The organism is Peribacillus sp. RS7 (genome assembly GCF_041956845.1).
Classification (GTDB): domain Bacteria; phylum Bacillota; class Bacilli; order Bacillales; family DSM-1321; genus Peribacillus.
The window spans coordinates 3,674,694-3,693,304 of sequence record NZ_CP168135.1; the positions used below are offsets into that span (position 1 = coordinate 3,674,694).

The 18,611-nt window shown below is 41.4% G+C and carries 19 protein-coding genes; all 19 read left to right on the plus strand.

The window, feature by feature from the left end; all coding sequences use genetic code 11:
* Positions 1-25 precede the first annotated feature (25 nt).
* The 19 genes from spoVE to ileS all read left to right on the plus strand — a co-directional run bounded on the left by spoVE (position 26) and on the right by ileS (position 18,516).
* Entirely contained in the window at positions 26-1,132 is a 1,107-nt protein-coding gene (gene spoVE, locus ACDZ29_RS18485) for a stage V sporulation protein E (RefSeq protein WP_034313896.1), read from the plus strand.
* 354 nt (positions 1,133-1,486) lie between these two features.
* On the plus strand, positions 1,487-2,395 hold the full coding sequence (gene murB / locus ACDZ29_RS18490; RefSeq protein ID WP_289324330.1) for a UDP-N-acetylmuramate dehydrogenase: 909 nt from the start codon (positions 1,487-1,489) through the stop codon (positions 2,393-2,395).
* A gap of 138 nt (positions 2,396-2,533) precedes the next feature.
* Positions 2,534-3,316 (plus strand): cell division protein FtsQ/DivIB, encoded by a 783-nt coding sequence (locus ACDZ29_RS18495; RefSeq protein WP_289324331.1) that lies wholly within the window; start codon positions 2,534-2,536, stop codon positions 3,314-3,316.
* Positions 3,303-3,995 carry a DUF881 domain-containing protein gene (locus ACDZ29_RS18500; RefSeq protein ID WP_289324332.1) on the plus strand — a complete coding sequence of 231 codons (693 nt, stop codon included), beginning with the start codon at positions 3,303-3,305 and terminating at the stop codon, positions 3,993-3,995. The genes ACDZ29_RS18495 and ACDZ29_RS18500 overlap by 14 nt, the downstream gene beginning before the upstream one ends.
* 42 nt (positions 3,996-4,037) lie before the next feature.
* Positions 4,038-4,748 carry a DUF881 domain-containing protein gene (locus ACDZ29_RS18505; protein ID WP_289324333.1) on the plus strand — a complete coding sequence of 237 codons (711 nt, stop codon included), beginning with the start codon at positions 4,038-4,040 and terminating at the stop codon, positions 4,746-4,748.
* The gene (locus tag ACDZ29_RS18510; RefSeq protein WP_289317225.1) at positions 4,748-5,113 is read left to right on the plus strand and encodes a small basic family protein; all 366 of its coding nucleotides are present in this window, start codon (positions 4,748-4,750) and stop codon (positions 5,111-5,113) included. The genes ACDZ29_RS18505 and ACDZ29_RS18510 overlap by 1 nt, the downstream gene beginning before the upstream one ends.
* A 252-nt stretch (positions 5,114-5,365) precedes the next feature.
* Positions 5,366-6,664, plus strand: a complete 1,299-nt coding sequence (ftsA, locus tag ACDZ29_RS18515; protein ID WP_289324334.1) for a cell division protein FtsA — start codon at positions 5,366-5,368, stop codon at positions 6,662-6,664.
* A gap of 44 nt (positions 6,665-6,708) precedes the next feature.
* Entirely contained in the window at positions 6,709-7,866 is a 1,158-nt protein-coding gene (gene ftsZ, locus ACDZ29_RS18520; RefSeq protein WP_289317223.1) for a cell division protein FtsZ, read from the plus strand.
* A 524-nt stretch (positions 7,867-8,390) separates the two neighbouring features.
* Positions 8,391-9,317, plus strand: a complete 927-nt coding sequence (gene spoIIGA, locus ACDZ29_RS18525; RefSeq protein WP_375088329.1) for a sigma-E processing peptidase SpoIIGA — start codon at positions 8,391-8,393, stop codon at positions 9,315-9,317.
* 58 nt (positions 9,318-9,375) lie between these two features.
* Complete coding sequence (sigE, locus tag ACDZ29_RS18530) at positions 9,376-10,095, plus strand: RNA polymerase sporulation sigma factor SigE (RefSeq protein ID WP_053345247.1); 720 nt, start codon at positions 9,376-9,378, stop codon at positions 10,093-10,095.
* Between the two features lie 150 nt (positions 10,096-10,245).
* On the plus strand, positions 10,246-11,025 hold the full coding sequence (gene sigG, locus ACDZ29_RS18535; RefSeq protein WP_034313871.1) for an RNA polymerase sporulation sigma factor SigG: 780 nt from the start codon (positions 10,246-10,248) through the stop codon (positions 11,023-11,025).
* Between the two features lie 231 nt (positions 11,026-11,256).
* The gene (locus tag ACDZ29_RS18540) at positions 11,257-11,526 is read left to right on the plus strand and encodes a YlmC/YmxH family sporulation protein (protein ID WP_053345249.1); all 270 of its coding nucleotides are present in this window, start codon (positions 11,257-11,259) and stop codon (positions 11,524-11,526) included.
* 55 nt (positions 11,527-11,581) lie between these two features.
* Positions 11,582-12,409, plus strand: coding sequence for a peptidoglycan editing factor PgeF (gene pgeF, locus ACDZ29_RS18545; protein WP_289324336.1), 828 nt, complete (start codon positions 11,582-11,584; stop codon positions 12,407-12,409).
* Positions 12,410-13,081: a YggS family pyridoxal phosphate-dependent enzyme gene (locus tag ACDZ29_RS18550; RefSeq protein WP_289324337.1), complete on the plus strand. Its 672-nt coding sequence runs from the start codon at positions 12,410-12,412 to the stop codon at positions 13,079-13,081. It begins immediately after the preceding gene.
* A gap of 21 nt (positions 13,082-13,102) precedes the next feature.
* A complete protein-coding gene (locus ACDZ29_RS18555; protein WP_375088330.1) occupies positions 13,103-13,567 on the plus strand; it encodes a cell division protein SepF in 465 nt (154 codons plus the stop codon).
* Positions 13,568-13,573: 6 nt separating this feature from the next.
* On the plus strand, positions 13,574-13,840 hold the full coding sequence (locus ACDZ29_RS18560) for a YggT family protein (protein WP_289324339.1): 267 nt from the start codon (positions 13,574-13,576) through the stop codon (positions 13,838-13,840).
* Between the two features lie 138 nt (positions 13,841-13,978).
* Entirely contained in the window at positions 13,979-14,752 is a 774-nt protein-coding gene (locus tag ACDZ29_RS18565; RefSeq protein ID WP_375088331.1) for an RNA-binding protein, read from the plus strand.
* 85 nt (positions 14,753-14,837) lie between these two features.
* On the plus strand, positions 14,838-15,353 hold the full coding sequence (locus tag ACDZ29_RS18570) for a DivIVA domain-containing protein (protein ID WP_057913479.1): 516 nt from the start codon (positions 14,838-14,840) through the stop codon (positions 15,351-15,353).
* A 394-nt stretch (positions 15,354-15,747) separates the two neighbouring features.
* On the plus strand, positions 15,748-18,516 hold the full coding sequence (ileS, locus tag ACDZ29_RS18575) for an isoleucine--tRNA ligase (RefSeq protein WP_375088332.1): 2,769 nt from the start codon (positions 15,748-15,750) through the stop codon (positions 18,514-18,516).
* Positions 18,517-18,611: the final 95 nt, after the last annotated feature.

Genomic DNA, 18,611 nt, shown 5'->3' on the forward strand with positions numbered 1-18,611 from the left:
GGCTCGAAAAACTTCCTAGAGGTGGATGTCCGTGCCATTAAAAAAATCGAATCCTGATCTCATTCTCATTATCGTCACCTTAAGTCTTTTGACCGTTGGATTAATCATGGTTTACAGCGCGAGTGCCATTTGGGCAACATATAAATTTGATGATTCCTTTTATTTTGCTAAAAGACAGTTGCTGTTTGCCTGCGTTGGTGTCATAGCCATGTTTTTCATCATGAATGTGGATTACTGGACGTGGCGGACTTGGGCCAAGATTTTGATCATCATTTGTTTCATTATGTTACTGGCTGTGCTGGTGCCGGGTATAGGGATGGCGAGAAATGGTTCGAGGAGCTGGATTGGTGTAGGTGCCTTTTCGGTCCAACCTTCTGAGTTCATGAAGCTAGCGATGATCGCTTTTTTAGCTAAGTTTTTATCCGAACGGCAAAAGCTGATCACCTCCTTCAAAAAAGGTATGCTTCCATCCTTGGGTTTAGTGTTTTTGGCATTTGGATTGATCATGTTACAGCCCGACCTTGGAACGGGAACGGTAATGGTAGGAACCTGCATCGTCATGATCTTTATTTCCGGGGCAAGAATCAGCCATTTTGTCGGCTTGGGTCTTATCGGGGTGGCTGGTTTTATCGGTCTGATTTTGTCAGCGCCTTACCGGATAAAAAGGATCACATCTTTTCTAGATCCTTGGGAAGATCCTTTGGGTAGTGGATTTCAGATGATTCAATCGTTCTATGCAATTGGGCCCGGGGGATTATTCGGGCTGGGACTCGGGCAAAGCCGCCAAAAGTTTTTCTATTTACCAGAACCTCAGACTGATTTCATTTTTGCCATACTCTCCGAGGAACTTGGCTTCATCGGAGGCTCTCTGGTCATTTTGTTATTTGCGCTTATGCTTTGGCGGGGCATACGGATCGCACTTGGTGCCCCTGATTTATATGGGAGCCTTGTAGCGGTGGGAATCATTGCAATGGTCGCCATTCAAGTGATGATCAATATAGGGGTGGTAACGGGATTGATGCCGGTTACGGGTATCACCTTGCCCCTCTTGAGTTATGGTGGTTCATCTCTGACACTAATGTTGATGGCGATCGGAGTGCTCCTGAATATAAGTCGTTATTCAAGATTCTGACATCAGGAAAATATATGATATGAGAAAAGGGAAGTCCTGTTAAATGCAGGGCTCCCTTTTTTTACGTTGAAAGCCCTTGCAGGAAAAAGATTTTGGAGGGGACCTTGCCGGAATTTAGAAATAATTGAAATGTCGCTTAAATATTACCATGTATGAATGTTGGGGAATCCACAATAAATATTGGCAATACGGCTTTGTTTAGACTATAGTATAAGAGGGTTAGGCCGTACTGGGGCTTGCTTCTGTTTATTTTTCTGCTTAAAAGGTGTTATTAATCTTCTAAAATAAGTGACCTCATGGAAGAGGAATTGAAAATCGTAACTTGGAATTTTTGGAACAACAAGGAGGTTTATCATGGATAAAGTGATAAAGCAATTAACTGAAATGAAAATCGGCAAAGTTCTAGAACAGGAACCGCTTGCGAATCATACAACTATGAAAATTGGGGGGCCGGCTGATTTATTCATCGTGCCATCTTCCATTGAAAATATAGAAAAAACGATGCAGGTCATTAAAGAACATGGGATACCATGGAGGGCGATTGGCAGGGGCTCGAACCTACTTGTAAGTGATGGCGGAATTGAAGGTGCCGTGCTTAAATTGGGTAGAGGACTTGATCATCTTGAGATAAATGGCGCCGAGATTAAAGCAGGGGCTGGGGTATCACTTGTCAGCCTGTCCGTACAAATCAGTAAAAAAGGGTATGCAGGATTGGAATTTGCCAGTGGAATCCCTGGTTCGGTCGGCGGAGCTGTCTATATGAACGCTGGTGCGCACGGTTCCGATATGAGTGAAATTCTCAAGGCGGCACATGTCCTTTTTGAAGATGGAACCCTAGCTTGGCTTTCTAAGGAAGAAATGGATTTTTCTTATCGTACTTCCCTACTTCAGAAGAAAAGACCTGGAATCGTACTTGAAGCAATTTTTCAATTGACTGAGGGTGATAAAACCGAAATCGTTGAAAGAATGCAGAATAACAAAAATTACCGAAAAGAGACGCAGCCGTATAATCTTCCATGTGCCGGGAGCATATTTAGGAATCCTCTTCCGCATCATGCAGGTAAACTGGTGGAGAATGCAGGCCTGAAGGGACACTCGATTGGCGGAGCTCAGATTTCACCGATGCATGGGAACTTTATCGTTAACACAGGTAATGGAAGTGCAGCGGATGTTCAAGCCTTGATACAGCATGTGAAGGATACTGTGTATGATATGTTTGAAATTGAAATGGAAACAGAAGTGGAAATTATCGGCCGGAAATAATAATGGAGTTATTTTTTATATCCAAATTTTGTGATATAATGTGTTACCTTTTAAAGTTTATTTATAACCGAATTTTGAGTTTGATTGATTTCGTACTGTGTCAAAAACCATCCATTTTTTCAGGAAGAGGTGAAAGGGATGGAAAAGGGAAAAATCGTTTCCATTGAGGACCGCATCCCGAAATTAAAACAATTAAGAAAAAGTAAAGCAAACAGGCGACTTGTTCTTTTGCTTTCCCTTTTCTTCATTCTGGTTGCTTGTGTGCTATATTTTTTATCCCCTTTGAGCTATGTGAAATCCGTGCAGGTGGAGGGTAATCGTTATATTACTTCCAAGCAGATCATTAAATTGAGTAAGGTGAAGAAGGATCGAAGCATCTGGAAGGTTGATACAGGGGTAACCGCGGCTAATATCAAAAAGAATCAGGAAATAAAAAGCGTTAAGGTAACACCTGTATTTCCTAATGCCATTAAAATTACGGTTTCGGAACATAATAGGATGGCATACCTGTCCAATAATGGGAAGTTTGCCCCTATTTTGGAAAATGGGACCGTTTTGGAGGAGCTAGCAACAGGAGAAATTCCAGTATTTGCCCCGGTTTTAATTGGTTTCAAAGAGGGTAAAGCATTAAAGTTGCTTTTAGAAGAATTGGACAAGCTTCCTGTCGAGATTCAGAATGCCATTTCCGAAATTCATTATGCTCCAACCAAAACAGATGCCTATCATATCGTCATGTTTATGAACGATGGGTTTGAGGTAAGTGCGACAAGCCGGACTTTATACGAAAAAATGATTCACTATCCATCGATTGTCAGCCAGTTGGATCCTGATGTAAAGGGTGTCATTGATCTGGAAGTGGGTTCTTATTTTAAAGCATATGAAGACGCTGAACAAAAGGAAGACACTAATGAGGAAAATTAATGGCAAACGGGTGGTTTTGCCCCTAGTTTGCGTAGTTCTCGGATTTATGATTGCCTTCTCTTACAATCTGACCAAAGATGGTAAAGGAGTAGGGAAGGACAAAGCCTGGGATCAGGAATATGAACTCAGGCAACAATTGATCGAACAAGAGAAACAGAACCGGGACCTTCAGAAGGAACTCCTTCAAAAGCAAGAAAATGTATCCAAAATAGAAAAGGACCTAGCACAGGAAAAGCAGCTTTTTTTCAATTTGGCAAAGGATACGGAGAAATACCGGATGTTTCTCGGAAAAGTGAAAGTGAAAGGCACAGGCCTTCAGGTGACTCTTGAAGATGGTACAGATATGGACTCAAAAGCCAATGTCAATAACTACCTGGTCCACGAACAGCATGTCTTCAAGGTCGTCAATGAACTATACATATCAGGTGCAGAGGCTGTTGCGATTAACGGTCAAAGGTTAAATCATAATTCGTACATAATCTGTAATGGGCCAGTGATCACAATCGATGGCCATCAGCATCCTGCTCCATTTACCATTTCTGCGATTGGGGACCCTGATGTCCTGGGTGCTTCCCTGGACTTACCAGGTGGCATTAAGGAACAGCTGGTTAATGAGAATATTATCTTTACAGTGGAAAAACAAAAGAATATCATTTTTGATCCAATTATTGGAGGGTGATTAGATCGCCGGATTCGATGAAAGATTGGTGAGAAACTGGAAATGAAAAAAAAGCTTTCTTTTAGTTTGGTTACGTTGATTGCTGGCTTCATGCTCGCTATTCAATTCAATTTGGTGAATCAGCCTGTCATTTCCGATACAAGGGATATGTGGGAGCTGAAAAATGATTTATTGAAAGAACAGCAGACCCAGGTGGAATTAATTGAGGATATCAGTAAGCTTGAGGGGAAAATTGCCTCCTATGAAACAAAGAAAAATGAGAGTAAAGAAGAAGTATTGCGTGACACCCTGACCGAATTAAAGACTGACGCAGGGTTGACCGAAATAAAAGGTAATGGGGTAATCGTGTCTATACAGCCTATCAAAGAAGATATCCTACTTGGTGAGAGAATCGAGTATATTTCACCTGTGCTGATAATTCGGCTCATTAATGAAATGTATAGGTTTGGAGCTGACGAAATTTCCATTTCAGGGCAAAGGTATATATCGACATCGGTTATTCGTGATATTAATGGACAGCCGAAAATGGACGGATATCCCCTAGTCAATTACCCTGTCGAAATGCAGGCAATAACCGTTAATCCAAAGAAACTTAAGCAGCGCATTGAAGGTTCTGAACTTATGGATGATTTCTTTATAGATAATTTTGAAGTGCAGATTAAGGTGCCGACTGGTGAATTAACATTGCCGGCATACCAAAATGCTATTAATGTGGAACACATGGAACCCATTATGGATGGGGGGGAATCGTGATGTGGTTGCCAGTTTTTGGACTCTTAATTGGGATCACCCTTGGTTTTTTGGTGGATTTTGATATTCCCCAAGAATATTCAAATTATCTCTCCATTGCCGTGCTTGCTGCTTTTGATACCTTGTTTGGAGGCATACGGGCGCATCTGCAAAATCTTTATGATGAAGTAGTATTTGTAACAGGATTCTTCTTTAATATTGTTTTGGCCGCAGGTTTGGCTTTTCTAGGTGTACATCTTGGTGTAGACTTATATTTAGCCGCAATCTTCGTGTTCGGCGTAAGGCTCTTTCAAAATATCGCCCTGATTAGAAGGATCCTAATTGAAAAATGGTCCATTTCCCGGAAAAAGCAGAAAAAAAATCTATAATTTTAAAGGGAATTAAGTTATAAATGACGAATAGTTTATGGCAGTATCTAGTTTAGTAATATATCAGTTAAGTTGAGAAGCGAACAATTAGAATCTTAAAGTGAGGAATCTACGAGTTCTGTTTGGGAAATACAAATGAACTGCTTAGTATGACTGTTGTAATCAGTTCTGTTATTCTATAATGAATAAGTCTTTCGATATAAAAATGTTATTCTACTAATACATGTATAAAACTGAAGGAGGTGCCATGGAATGAACAGCAATGAAATATACGTAAGTCTTGACATCGGTACATCCAGTGTAAAAGTTATCATTGGGGAAATGGTCAATGACACATTAAATATAATCGGCGTGGGAAATGTTAAATCAGAGGGGCTCAAAAAGGGTTCGATCGTCGGTATAGATGAAACCGTCCAATCCATTCAAAAGGCTGTAGAGCAAGCAGAACGGATGATAGGGATGGAGATAAAAAAGGTAATCGTCGGTATAAGTGGAAATCACGTGACGCTTCAGCCCTGTCATGGGGTAGTAGCGGTATCCAGTGAAAATAAAGAGATTACTGAGCATGACGTTTTCCGTGTTAGGGAAGCAGCGGAGTTAATAACGATACCATCCGACAGGGAAATAATCGACGTGGTGCCGATTCATTACAAAGTTGATGAACTTGATGAAATAAGTGATCCAAGGGGCATGATAGGTGTGCGGTTGGAAATGAGAGGGATTTTAATCACAGGTCTTCGGACAATTTTACATAATACGCTGCGTTGTGTGGAAAGGGCAGGGTTAGAAATAACAGATATCGCTCTTCAGCCATTAGCCGCAGGTTCCCTTGTTTTATCCAAGGATGAAAAAGAACTTGGTGTTGCACTTGTCGATATTGGCGGAGGTTCCACGACTCTGGCAATTTTCGAACAAGGCTATTTACAATATACGTCTGTGATACCTATAGGCGGTGAAACACTTACGAAGGACCTTTCCATCGTTCTAAGGACAACGATGGAAGAAGCTGAGAAAATAAAAGTAAAGCATGGACATGCCTTTTATGATGATGCGTCTGAAGATGAAGTATTTCAAATACCTATCATCGGCAGCGACCAGCAGCAGACCTGCAACCAGCTAATGCTTTCGGATATCATTGAAGCGCGGGTGACCGAAATATTCGAGTTGATTCAAGATGATTTGAGGAGACTTGGCTTCCAGGATATACCGGGTGGTTTCGTGTTGACCGGAGGCGTCGTCAAGATGCCGGGAGTCCTGGAGCTTGCTCAATATGTGTTCCAAAATCGCGTCAGGACAGCTGAGCCGAATTACATCGGAGTAAGGGAACCCCAATATACGACAGCTGTTGGTCTGATTAAACATGCATGCAAGAAAGAGAGAATGCAAAAAAACACCGCTAATAAAACCCCTGTAGCAGCTGGACAAGCACATGAAGATAACGACCAGCGCAGCCAGAAGGTTTCTCAGAAAAGCAAAGAGAACACGGCTAAAAAACAAGGTGAAAAAGGTGAATCTAAATTCAAAAAAATCCTGGGTTACTTTTTTGAATAACAATCATAAAGAATCGGGAATTTCGTCAAAATAGGAGGATTGTCATGTTGGAGTTTGATTCTAATTTAGAACAATTAGCAACGATAAAAGTAATAGGTGTTGGCGGCGGCGGAAACAATGCGGTAAACAGAATGATCGAGCATGGTGTACAGGGTGTTGAGTTTATTTCTGTCAATACTGACGCACAGGCTCTTAATCTATCAAAAGCAGAAATTAAAATGCAAATCGGTGGGAAGCTTACACGCGGTTTGGGTGCAGGTGCCAATCCGGAGGTAGGAAAAAAAGCTGCAGAAGAAAGCAAAGAGCAGATTGAAGAAGCGCTAAAAGGTGCCGATATGGTATTCGTAACGGCTGGAATGGGCGGCGGTACGGGAACGGGGGCTGCTCCTGTCATCGCTGGCATTGCTAAAGATTTAGGGGCGCTTACAGTCGGTGTAGTTACTCGCCCATTTACTTTCGAAGGCCGAAAACGTGCAACACAGGCACAAGGCGGCATTTCATCCATGAAGGAATCGGTTGACACACTGATCGTCATTCCGAATGACCGTCTCCTTGAAATCGTCGATAAAAGCACACCAATGCTTGAAGCATTCCGTGAAGCCGATAATGTACTTCGTCAAGGTGTACAAGGGATCTCAGATTTAATCGCTGTTCCAGGTCTTATAAACTTGGACTTTGCCGATGTTAAGACCATCATGTCCAACAAAGGTTCCGCACTAATGGGAATCGGGATTTCCTCAGGGGAAAACCGTGCAGCAGAAGCGGCGAAAAAAGCCATCTCCAGTCCGCTGCTTGAAACATCGATTGATGGTGCCCAAGGCGTGCTGATGAATATTACCGGTGGTACGAACCTAAGTCTTTTTGAAGTCCAGGAAGCGGCCGATATCGTGGCTACTGCATCCGATCAAGACGTAAACATGATTTTTGGTTCGGTTATCAATGAAAACCTTAAAGATGAAATCGTCGTTACAGTAATTGCAACAGGCTTTAACGAGGTTGAAGCTTCAATAAGGCCTACAGGACGTCCGACACTCGGACAACAGCAGCAATCAAGACCTCAGACACAACAAACGCCACAGTCAAACGTGAAGCGTGAAGTGAAGAGAGAAGAAGTCAATGAACAGCCTGCACGTAATGCCAATCAAGGTGAAGAGGCCTTGGATATTCCAACCTTCCTCCGTAACCGTAATAGACGCCGTTAATATCGACGTCATATGCCGTTCCCATTTGGGGACGGTTTTTTGTCGTCTGAAAAATGAATTCATAAAAATGCAATTGTGTCCATTGACCTTAATGATGATGGGGCTTTCTCGGGCATTGTCACTCTGATCGAATGGCTAATCGAAATCTGGAAAATTGCACCCTTGATCGGTGTCTGAATGCTCCGGTTCGGTGGAAGGCCCGATTCCGCTTCTTGATGGAGTTCCTGGTCATGCACCTTCGTTTACGGTTACCGGGTCGGGCCATTTATATTTGGTAAATATAACAAGATAAGAGAGTCAATAAATTATTAAACTTTTATAACATAAATCGACAGTAGTAAAAGGGAGCAGGATAGTCTCTAAGACAGTATTGAAAATATCAATAGCTGTTTTTCTACAAAAAGGGTAAAAATGACTGAAAAAATCTTAAGTTTTTCAGTACAAAAAGTGACACACTTTCTAAGGGCAGGTACGCTATACTTTTTGCTAGTGGAAGGTTAGTTCATAAAAGGAGGGGAGGGTGTTTGACCTTATATTTAGATGTGATCTGGTTATTGAATTGGTTATTTGACTGCCTCCTTTTATATTGGACCGCCATCATTCTCAAACGTAGGGTAGCTCTTTGGCGGGTATGCATCGGCGGGCTGATCGGTTCCTTCATTATCGTATTGGTGTTCACTCCTTTTTATGCAATTGCCGACCGAGCGTACATGAAGATTTTTGTATCCCTGGTCATGGTGCTGGCAACCTTTGGGTTCAATAGGTTAAAACTTTTTATGAAATCGGTGGCCACTTTATATTTTGTGACGTTTTTATCGGGAGGTATCCTGCTGGGACTTCACTACCTATTTGAATTTCAAATCGTTTCCAAGGACCCTGGTCAATATGCAGGAATCAATCGTTTTGGTGACCCTGTCAGCTGGATATTTGTAATGATTGGGTTCCCGCTCGCTTGGCAATTTTCCAAGCGAACACTTGAAGGGATGGAGATGACAAAGCTAACACATGAACAAATGGTTTCGGTCTCGGTTAAAATTTCTGAATTTGAAGGTACGTTTCTTGGTTTGGTGGATAGCGGCAATCAATTATATGATCCGATTACACGTTCCCCAGTGATGATCATCTCTCTTTCAGGCGGAGAAGCAGGAATTCCAAACGACATGCTAGAGCTCTTTAAAAACCCTGATAACCTGATTAAGCAGGAAGTACAGCCCGAATATTCATGGACCGGAAGAATGCGTGTCATCCCTTATAAAGTCGTGGGTCATGAACATCAGCTGTTAACCGCAATCAAGCCGGATTACATTAAAATCGTTCAAGGGGAAAAAGAATATCATGTCAAGCAGGGTCTCGTTTCGTTTACCTTTCAGCAACTCTCTCCCGACAATAGCTATCAATCTATCGTTCACCCGAAAATGTTAACCGGAATACCGGTGCAAAATGCCTCCTGATTCATTGATTCATTCTTAAATTTGAACCATAATCCGTTTATTAGAAGGGAGAATTATTTTGAAGAAATTCATTCTTCGGCTCACTTATTTTTGGTACAAACTATTGTTCAAGCTCGGATTGAAAACGGACGAAATATTTTATATAGGAGGGAGTGAGGCACTGCCGCCGCCCCTTTCAAAGGAAGAAGAGGCAATACTGATCAATAAATTACCCAAGGGCGATGAAGCTGCACGATCGATCTTAATTGAACGGAATTTAAGGCTGGTGGTTTATATTGCCAGGAAATTTGAAAATACGGGAATCAATATTGAAGATTTAATCAGCATTGGTACCATAGGTTTGATCAAAGCTGTGAATACATTCAATCCTGAGAAGAAAATTAAACTGGCTACATATGCTTCGAGATGCATCGAGAATGAAATATTAATGTATTTACGCAGAAATAACAAAATCCGTTCTGAAGTTTCTTTTGATGAACCTCTGAATATCGATTGGGATGGAAATGAACTACTGTTATCCGATGTCCTTGGAACTGACGATGACATCATCACGAAGGACCTCGAGGCAAACGTTGACCGCAAGCTGCTGACAAAAGCACTTACGCAGTTATCCGAACGTGAAAAACAGATAATGGAACTCCGTTTTGGACTTGCAGGTGGGGAAGAAAAAACACAAAAGGATGTTGCCGATATGCTGGGGATTTCCCAATCCTACATTTCACGTTTGGAAAAAAGGATTATTAAGAGGCTTCGAAAAGAATTTAATAAAATGGTGTAAAAAAATAAAGAGCTTAAATGCCAATTAAATCAATACTTTGTTAGCTATTTTGAAAAATAATGATGATTTTCCGTTCTAGCCATGTGCATATTTTTTCCTCCCGCGGAAATACTGTTTTTTGTACAGCGCTCCTGTGAGGAGGGAATAATTTTGTCTCGTAATAAGGTTGAAATCTGCGGTGTGGATACATCAAAATTACCGGTTTTAAAGAATGAAGAAATGAGAAAACTCTTTAAAGAACTGCAAGATGGCGATATTTCAGCAAGAGAGAAACTGGTAAACGGGAATCTTCGACTCGTTCTAAGCGTCATTCAGCGCTTCAACAATCGGGGAGAGTATGTAGATGATCTATTTCAGGTAGGCTGTATAGGGTTAATGAAGTCGATAGATAACTTTGACCTAGGTCAAAATGTTAAGTTTTCAACGTATGCTGTACCGATGATTATTGGAGAAATCAGAAGATATCTTCGTGACAATAATCCGATTCGGGTATCCCGTTCTTTAAGAGACATCGCTTACAAAGCTTTGCAGGTAAAAGAAAAGCTCATAAGTCAGACCCTTCGTGAGCCGACAGCTGAAGAAATCGCCAAGGTGTTGGAAGTACCTCATGAAGAAATTGTTTTTGCACTAGATGCTATACAAGATCCAGTTTCACTTTTTGAACCGATTTATAATGATGGCGGGGATCCGATTTATGTACTCGACCAACTGAGTGACGAAAAAAATAAAGATAGTACCTGGATTGATGAAATAGCTATAAATGAAGGCATGAGACGGTTGAATGACCGGGAAAAAATGATCCTTCGCAAACGGTTTTTCCAAGGGAAGACGCAAATGGAGGTAGCCGAGGAAATTGGCATTTCACAAGCGCAAGTATCCCGATTGGAAAAAGCGGCAATCAAGCAAATGAATAAAAATATCCAACAGTAGAAGCTGAGCATGAGAAAAAGTTAGCTGAAGCGGGTAGGGCAAAAATGTCGATTACCCGCTTATCAGCAACTTATCCATAGCGGCTTTTTTATTTTGTGAAAATCCCTTCCAGAAGGGAATCGGAAACTGTATGTACGTTTATTTATCGTATTCTTCATCCTTGAGTGAATCATGTCATATACATAGGAATAGGACCTTCATATATGATGAAATTTTGAGGAGTTGAGTGATATGACCAGGATTTCCGAATTTCAAATTAAGGATATCGTCAATATAGCCGATGGAAAGAAATTAGGTAATATGTCAGATCTTGAAATCAATACGGCCACAGGGAAAATAGAGGCCATCATCGTTTCAAATGGAACAAGGCTAATGGGTTTCTTCGGGAGGGAACAGGATATTGTGATTCCCTGGCGCAAAATAAAAAAAATCGGTGCAGATGTCATTCTTGTTGAACATCAGACGGTATTTCAAGCAGAGCTGAAAGATGAACGGTTTTAAAGGTACATGGCGTAAATATATGATACACTAGACTAAAACTAAAGAGGTTTATAGCATGAAAGAGCCATTTGTTTTAGTAAAAGACCAATATATGCTCATTGACAGCTGGAGACAACAAAATCTCCAGCTCGTAGCGGGCTTCACCACAAAAAATGGGGGAGTCAGTTCAGGGGATTTTCAAACATTGAATACCGGTTTTCATGTCGGGGATAAGCTTGAAGATGTCCAGGGAAACCGCAGGATTTTAGCCGATAAGCTGTTGTTTCCGCTTAATGAATGGATAGGCGCCGAGCAGACACATGAAACGAATATCCATCAAGTTACCAGCCGCGATGGCGGAAGAGGTGCAATGGATTATGATTCTGCCTTTAAAGCAACTGACGGATTTTATACAAAGGATCAAAATGTTTTACTGACCCTTTGCTATGCGGACTGCGTGCCCTTATACTTTCTTGCTCCGGCACATGGTATGATTGGGGTGGCACATGCTGGCTGGAAGGGTACCGTTAATGGAATTGCCCGAAAAATGGTTGAGGCATGGCTAGATAAGGGTATAAAGGCAACGGAGATATTTGCTGTTATTGGACCTTCGATTTGTTCGAAGTGCTATGTAGTGGATGATCATGTTATGGATTTAGTGCAGAATTTGCTGGTAGATAATGACGAAAAGCCATATAATTTAATCAGTGAAGGTCAATATCAGTTAGATCTTAAGCAACTTAATGCATTGATTCTTCAAAAATCAGGAATTCCAAAAAGTCAGATCGACGTTACATCATACTGTACAAGCTGTGATCATGAATTGTTTTTTTCGCATCGCCGTGATAACGGGAAGACAGGTAGATTGATGAGTTTTATCGGTTGGAAGGAGGATTTAGGGTAAGTGAAAGTAGTGGACAATTTAAAAAACATCGAAGAAAAAATAAATATAGCATGTGAAAATAGTGGAAGGGACCGTAAAGATATAAGGTTAATCGCAGTGACGAAATATGTTTCGGTCGAGAGGGCAAATGAAGCATTGGAAGCGGGAATTATTGATTTGGGTGAAAACCGTGACGAAGGGCTTTTGAATAAATATGAAGTGCTGAAGGACAAGCCCCACTGGCATTATATTGGTTCAATGCAAACACGAAAAGTAAAGAATGTCATCGATAAAATTTCTTATATCCATTCGCTGGATCGCATTTCTTTGGCGGAAGAAATTCAAAAACGCGCAAATGAGCCGATAAACTGTTTAGTGCAGGTGAACGTTTCAGGTGAGGAATCGAAACATGGCCTGAATTCTGAGGCGACAATGGATTTCATAAAAGGGTTAGCTGTTTTTGATAAGGTGAATGTTGCAGGATTGATGACGATGGCTCCTTTGACGGATGATGAACAGGTTTTGCGGAAATGCTTCCGGAAACTGAAGGGCATCCAGGTGGAAATACAAAATGCCGGGTTGAAGCATGCCCCCTGCACTGAATTGTCCATGGGGATGTCCAATGATTTCATGATTGCCATTGAAGAAGGCGCAACAATGATTAGGATTGGTACTGCACTTGTAGGCGAATAATTTTAAGGAGGTACGCTATAGATGTCGTTCGTATCAAAATTTAAATCTTATTTCGCTCTGGATGATGAGTATGAGTACAAGGATGAAGTGATGGAAGAAGAGGAGGCTGAACCAAAAGTCGTGAAGTCAGGTAAACAGCAGCAGCCCTCTTCTGCAGGGAATAATACCAATCAGAATATCGTAAGTTTGCAAAGCGTACAGAAATCTTCTAAAGTAGTATTATTGGAGCCTCGTGCTTATGCAGAAGCCCAGGAAGTAGCTGATCATTTAAAAAACAGACGTGCTGTTGTTGTGAACCTTCAACGAATCCAGCATGATCAAGGAAAACGAATCATCGATTTTCTAAGTGGGACTGTCTATGCAATCAGCGGGGATATCCAAAAAATCGGAACAGATATATTCTTATGTACCCCGGACAACGTCGATGTTTCCGGTAATATTACCGGCTTTGCGGCCGAAGAGGAGTACGAAGAAGCGAGGTGGTAATGGTTAATGGGTTTAGTGCTTCAGGGTTTATATTATTTAATAGAAATTTATTCAATGGCATTAATCGGTTACATATTGATGTCATGGTTCCCAAATGCAAGGGAGACATCGATTGGTAAATTCCTTGAAAAGATTTGCGAACCGTATTTAGAACCGTTCAGAAAGTTCATACCGTCACTTGGGATGATCGATCTTTCACCTCTTGTGGCCTTGCTGGTGCTTAATTTTGCCAGCGGTTACGGAATCAATTACTTACAGACTTTAATAGGATGACCAACAATTAACCTGACATGCATCATTACTACACAGTCGGAAGAATTTCCGCTGTGTAGTAGCAAGCAACGAAGAACCAGTTTATCAATTCCTTATGATCGACCATTAACTTGATAGCTAAGGAGCATTTATTCAATCATGAGTATTTATCAGCATTTCAGGCCGGAGGAAAAAGAATTTATTGACCAGGCAATGAATTGGATTGATCAGGTTAAAAATTCCTACGCTCCGAAACTATCTGATTTCCTTGATCCGCGTCAGCAGGAAATTCTTACATCCTTATTAGGGAATGATCCGGATGCGAAACTGCAATTTAATGGCGGGAGCGATTACGTTGAGCGAAAACGTGTGCTCATTTACCCTGATTATTACTCTCCTGAACCATCGGATTTCAATATCTCCTTATACGATATCTCCTATCCAAAAAAGTTTGTTACGCTTGAACATAGGCAAATACTTGGAACCTTGATGTCACTTGGGGTAAAACGTGAAAAATTTGGTGATATAATAGTGACTGAGGAGCATATTCAATTTATAGCTGCCGAGGAGATGGATTTATATCTCACAGGAAACCTGGAGAAAATAGGTAACGCTTCCGTTACCATCAAACGGATTCCAATCGGGAATATCATCCAAGTTAACGAAAAATGGGAAGAGCAAGTATCCACCGTCAGTTCTCTTAGGCTTGACAGTGTGCTATCGTCTGTCCTGAATATGTCCCGTCAAAAAACGCAAGCCTTGATAACGTCAGGAAAAGTAAAGGTGAATTTCAAGCAAACGGAAAACGTCTCGGAAGAATGCCGTGAGGGTGATACACTTTCCATCAGAGGTTTTGGCAGATGTAAAATAGCTTCAATTGATGGGAAAACCAAGAAGGATAAGTGGAGAATCTCGTTAGGCAGACAAAAATAATTCAATATCAAGCAGGATTCATACATTTATTGTCGAATATAGAGTTTTAACATACTAGAGTAGAAACCGTTCTGGAGGTGCCGTAATGCCCTTAACCCCGATAGATATACATAACAAGGAATTTAACAAAGTATTTCGTGGGTATGATGAAGATGAAGTAAATGAATTTCTCGACCAGGTCATTAAAGATTATGAACTGATTTTGAGGGAGAAGAAAGAAATTGAAGATAAACTAAACGAGACATATGATCGTTTGGGACATTTTACGACAATTGAGGGTACACTTAATAAGTCGATTATTGTCGCACAAGAAGCAGCCGAAGAATTAAGGCGCAATGCCCAAAAAGAAGCGAAACTGATCATAAAGGAAGCAGAGAAAAATGCTGACCGGATCGTCAATGAGTCACTTGTGAAAGCAAGGAAAATTGCTATGGATATCGAAGATTTGAAAAAGCAATCCAAAGTATTCCGGACGCGTTTCAAAATGCTTGTCGGTGCACAGCTGGATTTGCTGGACAATGACGATTGGGATCATCTTCTGGATTATGAAGTAGATGCGACTGAAATTGAATTAAATGAGAGAGTGGAAGAGGAAATTTAAACGATTCCTTGACTTTGAACACTTTTTTCGCATATAATTTTTTAACAATACTATTCATTATGACATTAGGCGATGACAGGGAAAGTAAATTCTTCACACACTTATTTTTAGCGAACCGGGGATGGTGAAAGCCCGGAATAAGCGAAGATATTGAAGATCACCCTTGAGTTCTGAGTTGAACCTGCTTTTGCAGTAAGTAAATGAAGCGTTTCATTCACGTTACGAATGCTCGAGAGGTTGGATTCACTTTGTGGATCTTTCTAGCCAGGGTGGTACCGCGGGAAGCTAAGCTTTCTCGTCCCTTTTTTTAGGGATGAGAAGGCTTTTTATTTTGGCCGGATATCAAGTCATTGGTTCGAATGAATTTTTGTAAAGACGGATGGAGGATTTTATGATGGAATACAAAGATACCTTATTGATGCCTAAAACTGAATTTCCAATGCGGGGGAATTTGCCGAAACGTGAGCCGGAAATTCAAGAAAAATGGAAAGAAATGAACATCTATAAAAAAGTGCAGGAACAAACGGAAGGACGCCCTTTATTCATTTTGCATGATGGACCTCCATATGCTAACGGCGATATCCATATGGGCCATGCAATGAATAAGGTTTTAAAGGATTTCATTGTCCGATTTAAATCGATGAGCGGTTTTCAAGCACCGTATGTACCTGGCTGGGATACGCATGGGCTTCCAATCGAAACGGCATTGACAAAAAAAGGCGTGAAACGGAAAGAAATGAGCGTTGCCGAGTTCAGGAAGCTTTGTGAAGAGTATGCTTATGTTCAGATTGACAATCAACGTGAGCAGTTTAAGAGAATAGGGGTCCGTGGTGATTGGGATAATCCTTATATCACATTAAAGCCTGAATATGAAGCACAGCAAATCAAGGTCTTCGGTGAAATGGCGAAAAAAGGCTATATCTATAAAGGGAAAAAACCTGTTTACTGGTCTCCATCAAGTGAATCAGCCCTAGCCGAAGCTGAAATTGAATATCAAGACAAACGTTCTGCGTCAATCTATGTTGCTTTTGAAGTCACGGATGGCAAAGGTGTAATCGAAGAAGGCGTAAAAATCATCATCTGGACGACAACTCCATGGACGATTCCTGCTAACCTTGGTATCTCATTACATCCGCAATTAAATTACGTAGTAGTGGCTGTCGAAAATGACAAATTCTTAATTGCTGAAGCACTCCTTGAATCGGTTACAGAAACTTTAGGCTGGGATAACCCGTCTATCCTGAAAACGGTAAAAGGGAGCGAGTTGGACCGTGCTGTTGCCAAACACCCTCTTTATGACCGCGAATCTTTAATCATGTTGGGTGAGCACGTAACAACTGAAGCAGGTACGGGGTGTGTTCATACTGCACCTGGACATGGTGAAGATGACTTTATCATTGGGCAAAAATACGGCTTGGACGTACTTTGTCCTGTAGATGAAAAAGGAGTCATGACGGAAGAGGCAGGGGAATTTGCTGGGTTATTTTATGATCAAGCGAATAAACCAATTACTGAAAAATTAACAGAAGCAGGCGCGTTATTGAACTTGACGTTCATTACACACTCTTACCCACATGACTGGCGGACTAAGAAACCAACGATTTTCCGTGCAACAGCACAATGGTTTGCGTCAATCAAAGACTTCCGAAGTGAACTTCTGGAAGCGATTGAAGAAACCAAATGGGTACCCGCTTGGGGCGAAACTCGCTTATTCAATATGGTCCGTGACCGCGGGGATTGGTGTATTTCCCGCCAACGTGCATGGGGCGTGCCAATTCCAGTCATTTATGCAGAAAATGGCGAGCCGATCATTACAGATGAAACCATCAACCATATTTCAAATCTATTCCGCGAACACGGTTCGAACATCTGGTTTGAGCGTGAAGCGAAAGACATTCTGCCTGAAGGCTATACACATGAAGGCAGCCCGAATGGCATCTTCACGAAAGAAACGGATATCATGGACGTATGGTTTGACTCAGGTTCTTCTCATCAAGCGGTACTTGAAGAAAGAGACGACCTGCAGCGCCCTGCTGACCTTTATTTAGAAGGTTCCGATCAGTACCGCGGCTGGTTTAACTCGTCACTTTCAACAAGTGTTGCGGTTACGGGCAAAGCACCATATAAAGGTGTGTTGAGCCACGGGTTCGCATTGGATGGCGAAGGCCGTAAAATGAGTAAGTCAATTGGGAACGTTGTCCTGCCATCCAAGGTCATGAACCAACTTGGTGCAGATATTTTACGCCTTTGGGTTGCTTCGGTGGATTACCAATCGGATGTCAGGGTTTCCGATCCTATTTTAAAACAAGTTTCGGAAGTGTACCGTAAAATCCGTAATACATTCCGCTTCCTGTTAGGGAACTTGGATGGATTTAATCCAGAAACCGATAAAGTGGCAGTCCAGGAGTTACCTGAAGTCGATCGGTACATGCTAGTTAAATTGAATAAGCTGATCACCCAGTCGAAGCTAAGTTATGAAAATTATGAGTTTGCTACAATTTATAATATGGTCAATAATTTCTGCACTCAGGATTTAAGTTCGTTCTACCTGGATTATGCAAAAGACATTCTTTATTGTGAAGCACCAATTGGTAAAGAGCGGTTAGCCATTCAGACTGTCCTTTACGAATCATTGATCAGCTTAACGAAATTGGTGTCACCGATCCTTTCGCATACAGCTGATGAAGTATGGGCGTTCATTCCGGGTGTAACGGAAGAAAGTGTACAGTTGACATTGATGCCTGAAGCAATTTCCATTGATGGTGCTGACGTCATTGAAGAAAAATGGACGGCGTTCATGAACGTCCGTGATAATGTACTAAAAGCATTAGAAGAAGCCCGTAACCAGAAGGTCATCGGAAAATCACTGAACGCAAAAGTGATGGTATATGTTAATGAAGAAACGAAGAATCTGCTGGATAGCATCAAGGAAAGCTTTGAACAGTTATTCATTGTATCCGAATTTGAAATCGCTGGCGATGTGGCAAGTGCCCCAACAGAAGCGGTGAAGCTTGAGGATATAGCGATTCTTGTTACCAAAGCAGAAGGTGAAACGTGTGAACGTTGCTGGAATGTTTCGAAAGAAGTAGGTCACGTGGAAGAGCATCCAACACTTTGCCCGCGTTGTGCAACAGTCGTTAAAGAGCATTATGTGAATCAATAATTCCAAAAGGTAAGCCGGTCCCTTTATGAAGGGACCGGCTTTTTGGTGGAAATGATAGAAGCAAAGGCTAAAAACTTTTTTGATAGTATAACAAC

What these genes read in the sequence shown, in the direction of transcription:
- spoVE (WP_034313896.1), top strand. Translation starts at nt 26, where the DNA reads ATGTCCGTGCCATTAAAAAAATCGAATCCTGATCTCATTCTCATTATC.
- murB (WP_289324330.1), top strand. Translation starts at nt 1,487, where the DNA reads ATGGATAAAGTGATAAAGCAATTAACTGAAATGAAAATCGGCAAAGTT.
- ACDZ29_RS18495 (WP_289324331.1), top strand. Translation starts at nt 2,534, where the DNA reads ATGGAAAAGGGAAAAATCGTTTCCATTGAGGACCGCATCCCGAAATTA.
- ACDZ29_RS18500 (WP_289324332.1), top strand. Translation starts at nt 3,303, where the DNA reads ATGAGGAAAATTAATGGCAAACGGGTGGTTTTGCCCCTAGTTTGCGTA.
- ACDZ29_RS18505 (WP_289324333.1), top strand. Translation starts at nt 4,038, where the DNA reads ATGAAAAAAAAGCTTTCTTTTAGTTTGGTTACGTTGATTGCTGGCTTC.
- ACDZ29_RS18510 (WP_289317225.1), top strand. Translation starts at nt 4,748, where the DNA reads ATGTGGTTGCCAGTTTTTGGACTCTTAATTGGGATCACCCTTGGTTTT.
- ftsA (WP_289324334.1), top strand. Translation starts at nt 5,366, where the DNA reads ATGAACAGCAATGAAATATACGTAAGTCTTGACATCGGTACATCCAGT.
- ftsZ (WP_289317223.1), top strand. Translation starts at nt 6,709, where the DNA reads ATGTTGGAGTTTGATTCTAATTTAGAACAATTAGCAACGATAAAAGTA.
- ACDZ29_RS18540 (WP_053345249.1), top strand. Translation starts at nt 11,257, where the DNA reads ATGACCAGGATTTCCGAATTTCAAATTAAGGATATCGTCAATATAGCC.
- pgeF (WP_289324336.1), top strand. Translation starts at nt 11,582, where the DNA reads ATGAAAGAGCCATTTGTTTTAGTAAAAGACCAATATATGCTCATTGAC.
- ACDZ29_RS18555 (WP_375088330.1), top strand. Translation starts at nt 13,103, where the DNA reads ATGTCGTTCGTATCAAAATTTAAATCTTATTTCGCTCTGGATGATGAG.
- ACDZ29_RS18560 (WP_289324339.1), top strand. Translation starts at nt 13,574, where the DNA reads ATGGGTTTAGTGCTTCAGGGTTTATATTATTTAATAGAAATTTATTCA.
- ACDZ29_RS18565 (WP_375088331.1), top strand. Translation starts at nt 13,979, where the DNA reads ATGAGTATTTATCAGCATTTCAGGCCGGAGGAAAAAGAATTTATTGAC.
- ACDZ29_RS18570 (WP_057913479.1), top strand. Translation starts at nt 14,838, where the DNA reads ATGCCCTTAACCCCGATAGATATACATAACAAGGAATTTAACAAAGTA.
- ileS (WP_375088332.1), top strand. Translation starts at nt 15,748, where the DNA reads ATGGAATACAAAGATACCTTATTGATGCCTAAAACTGAATTTCCAATG.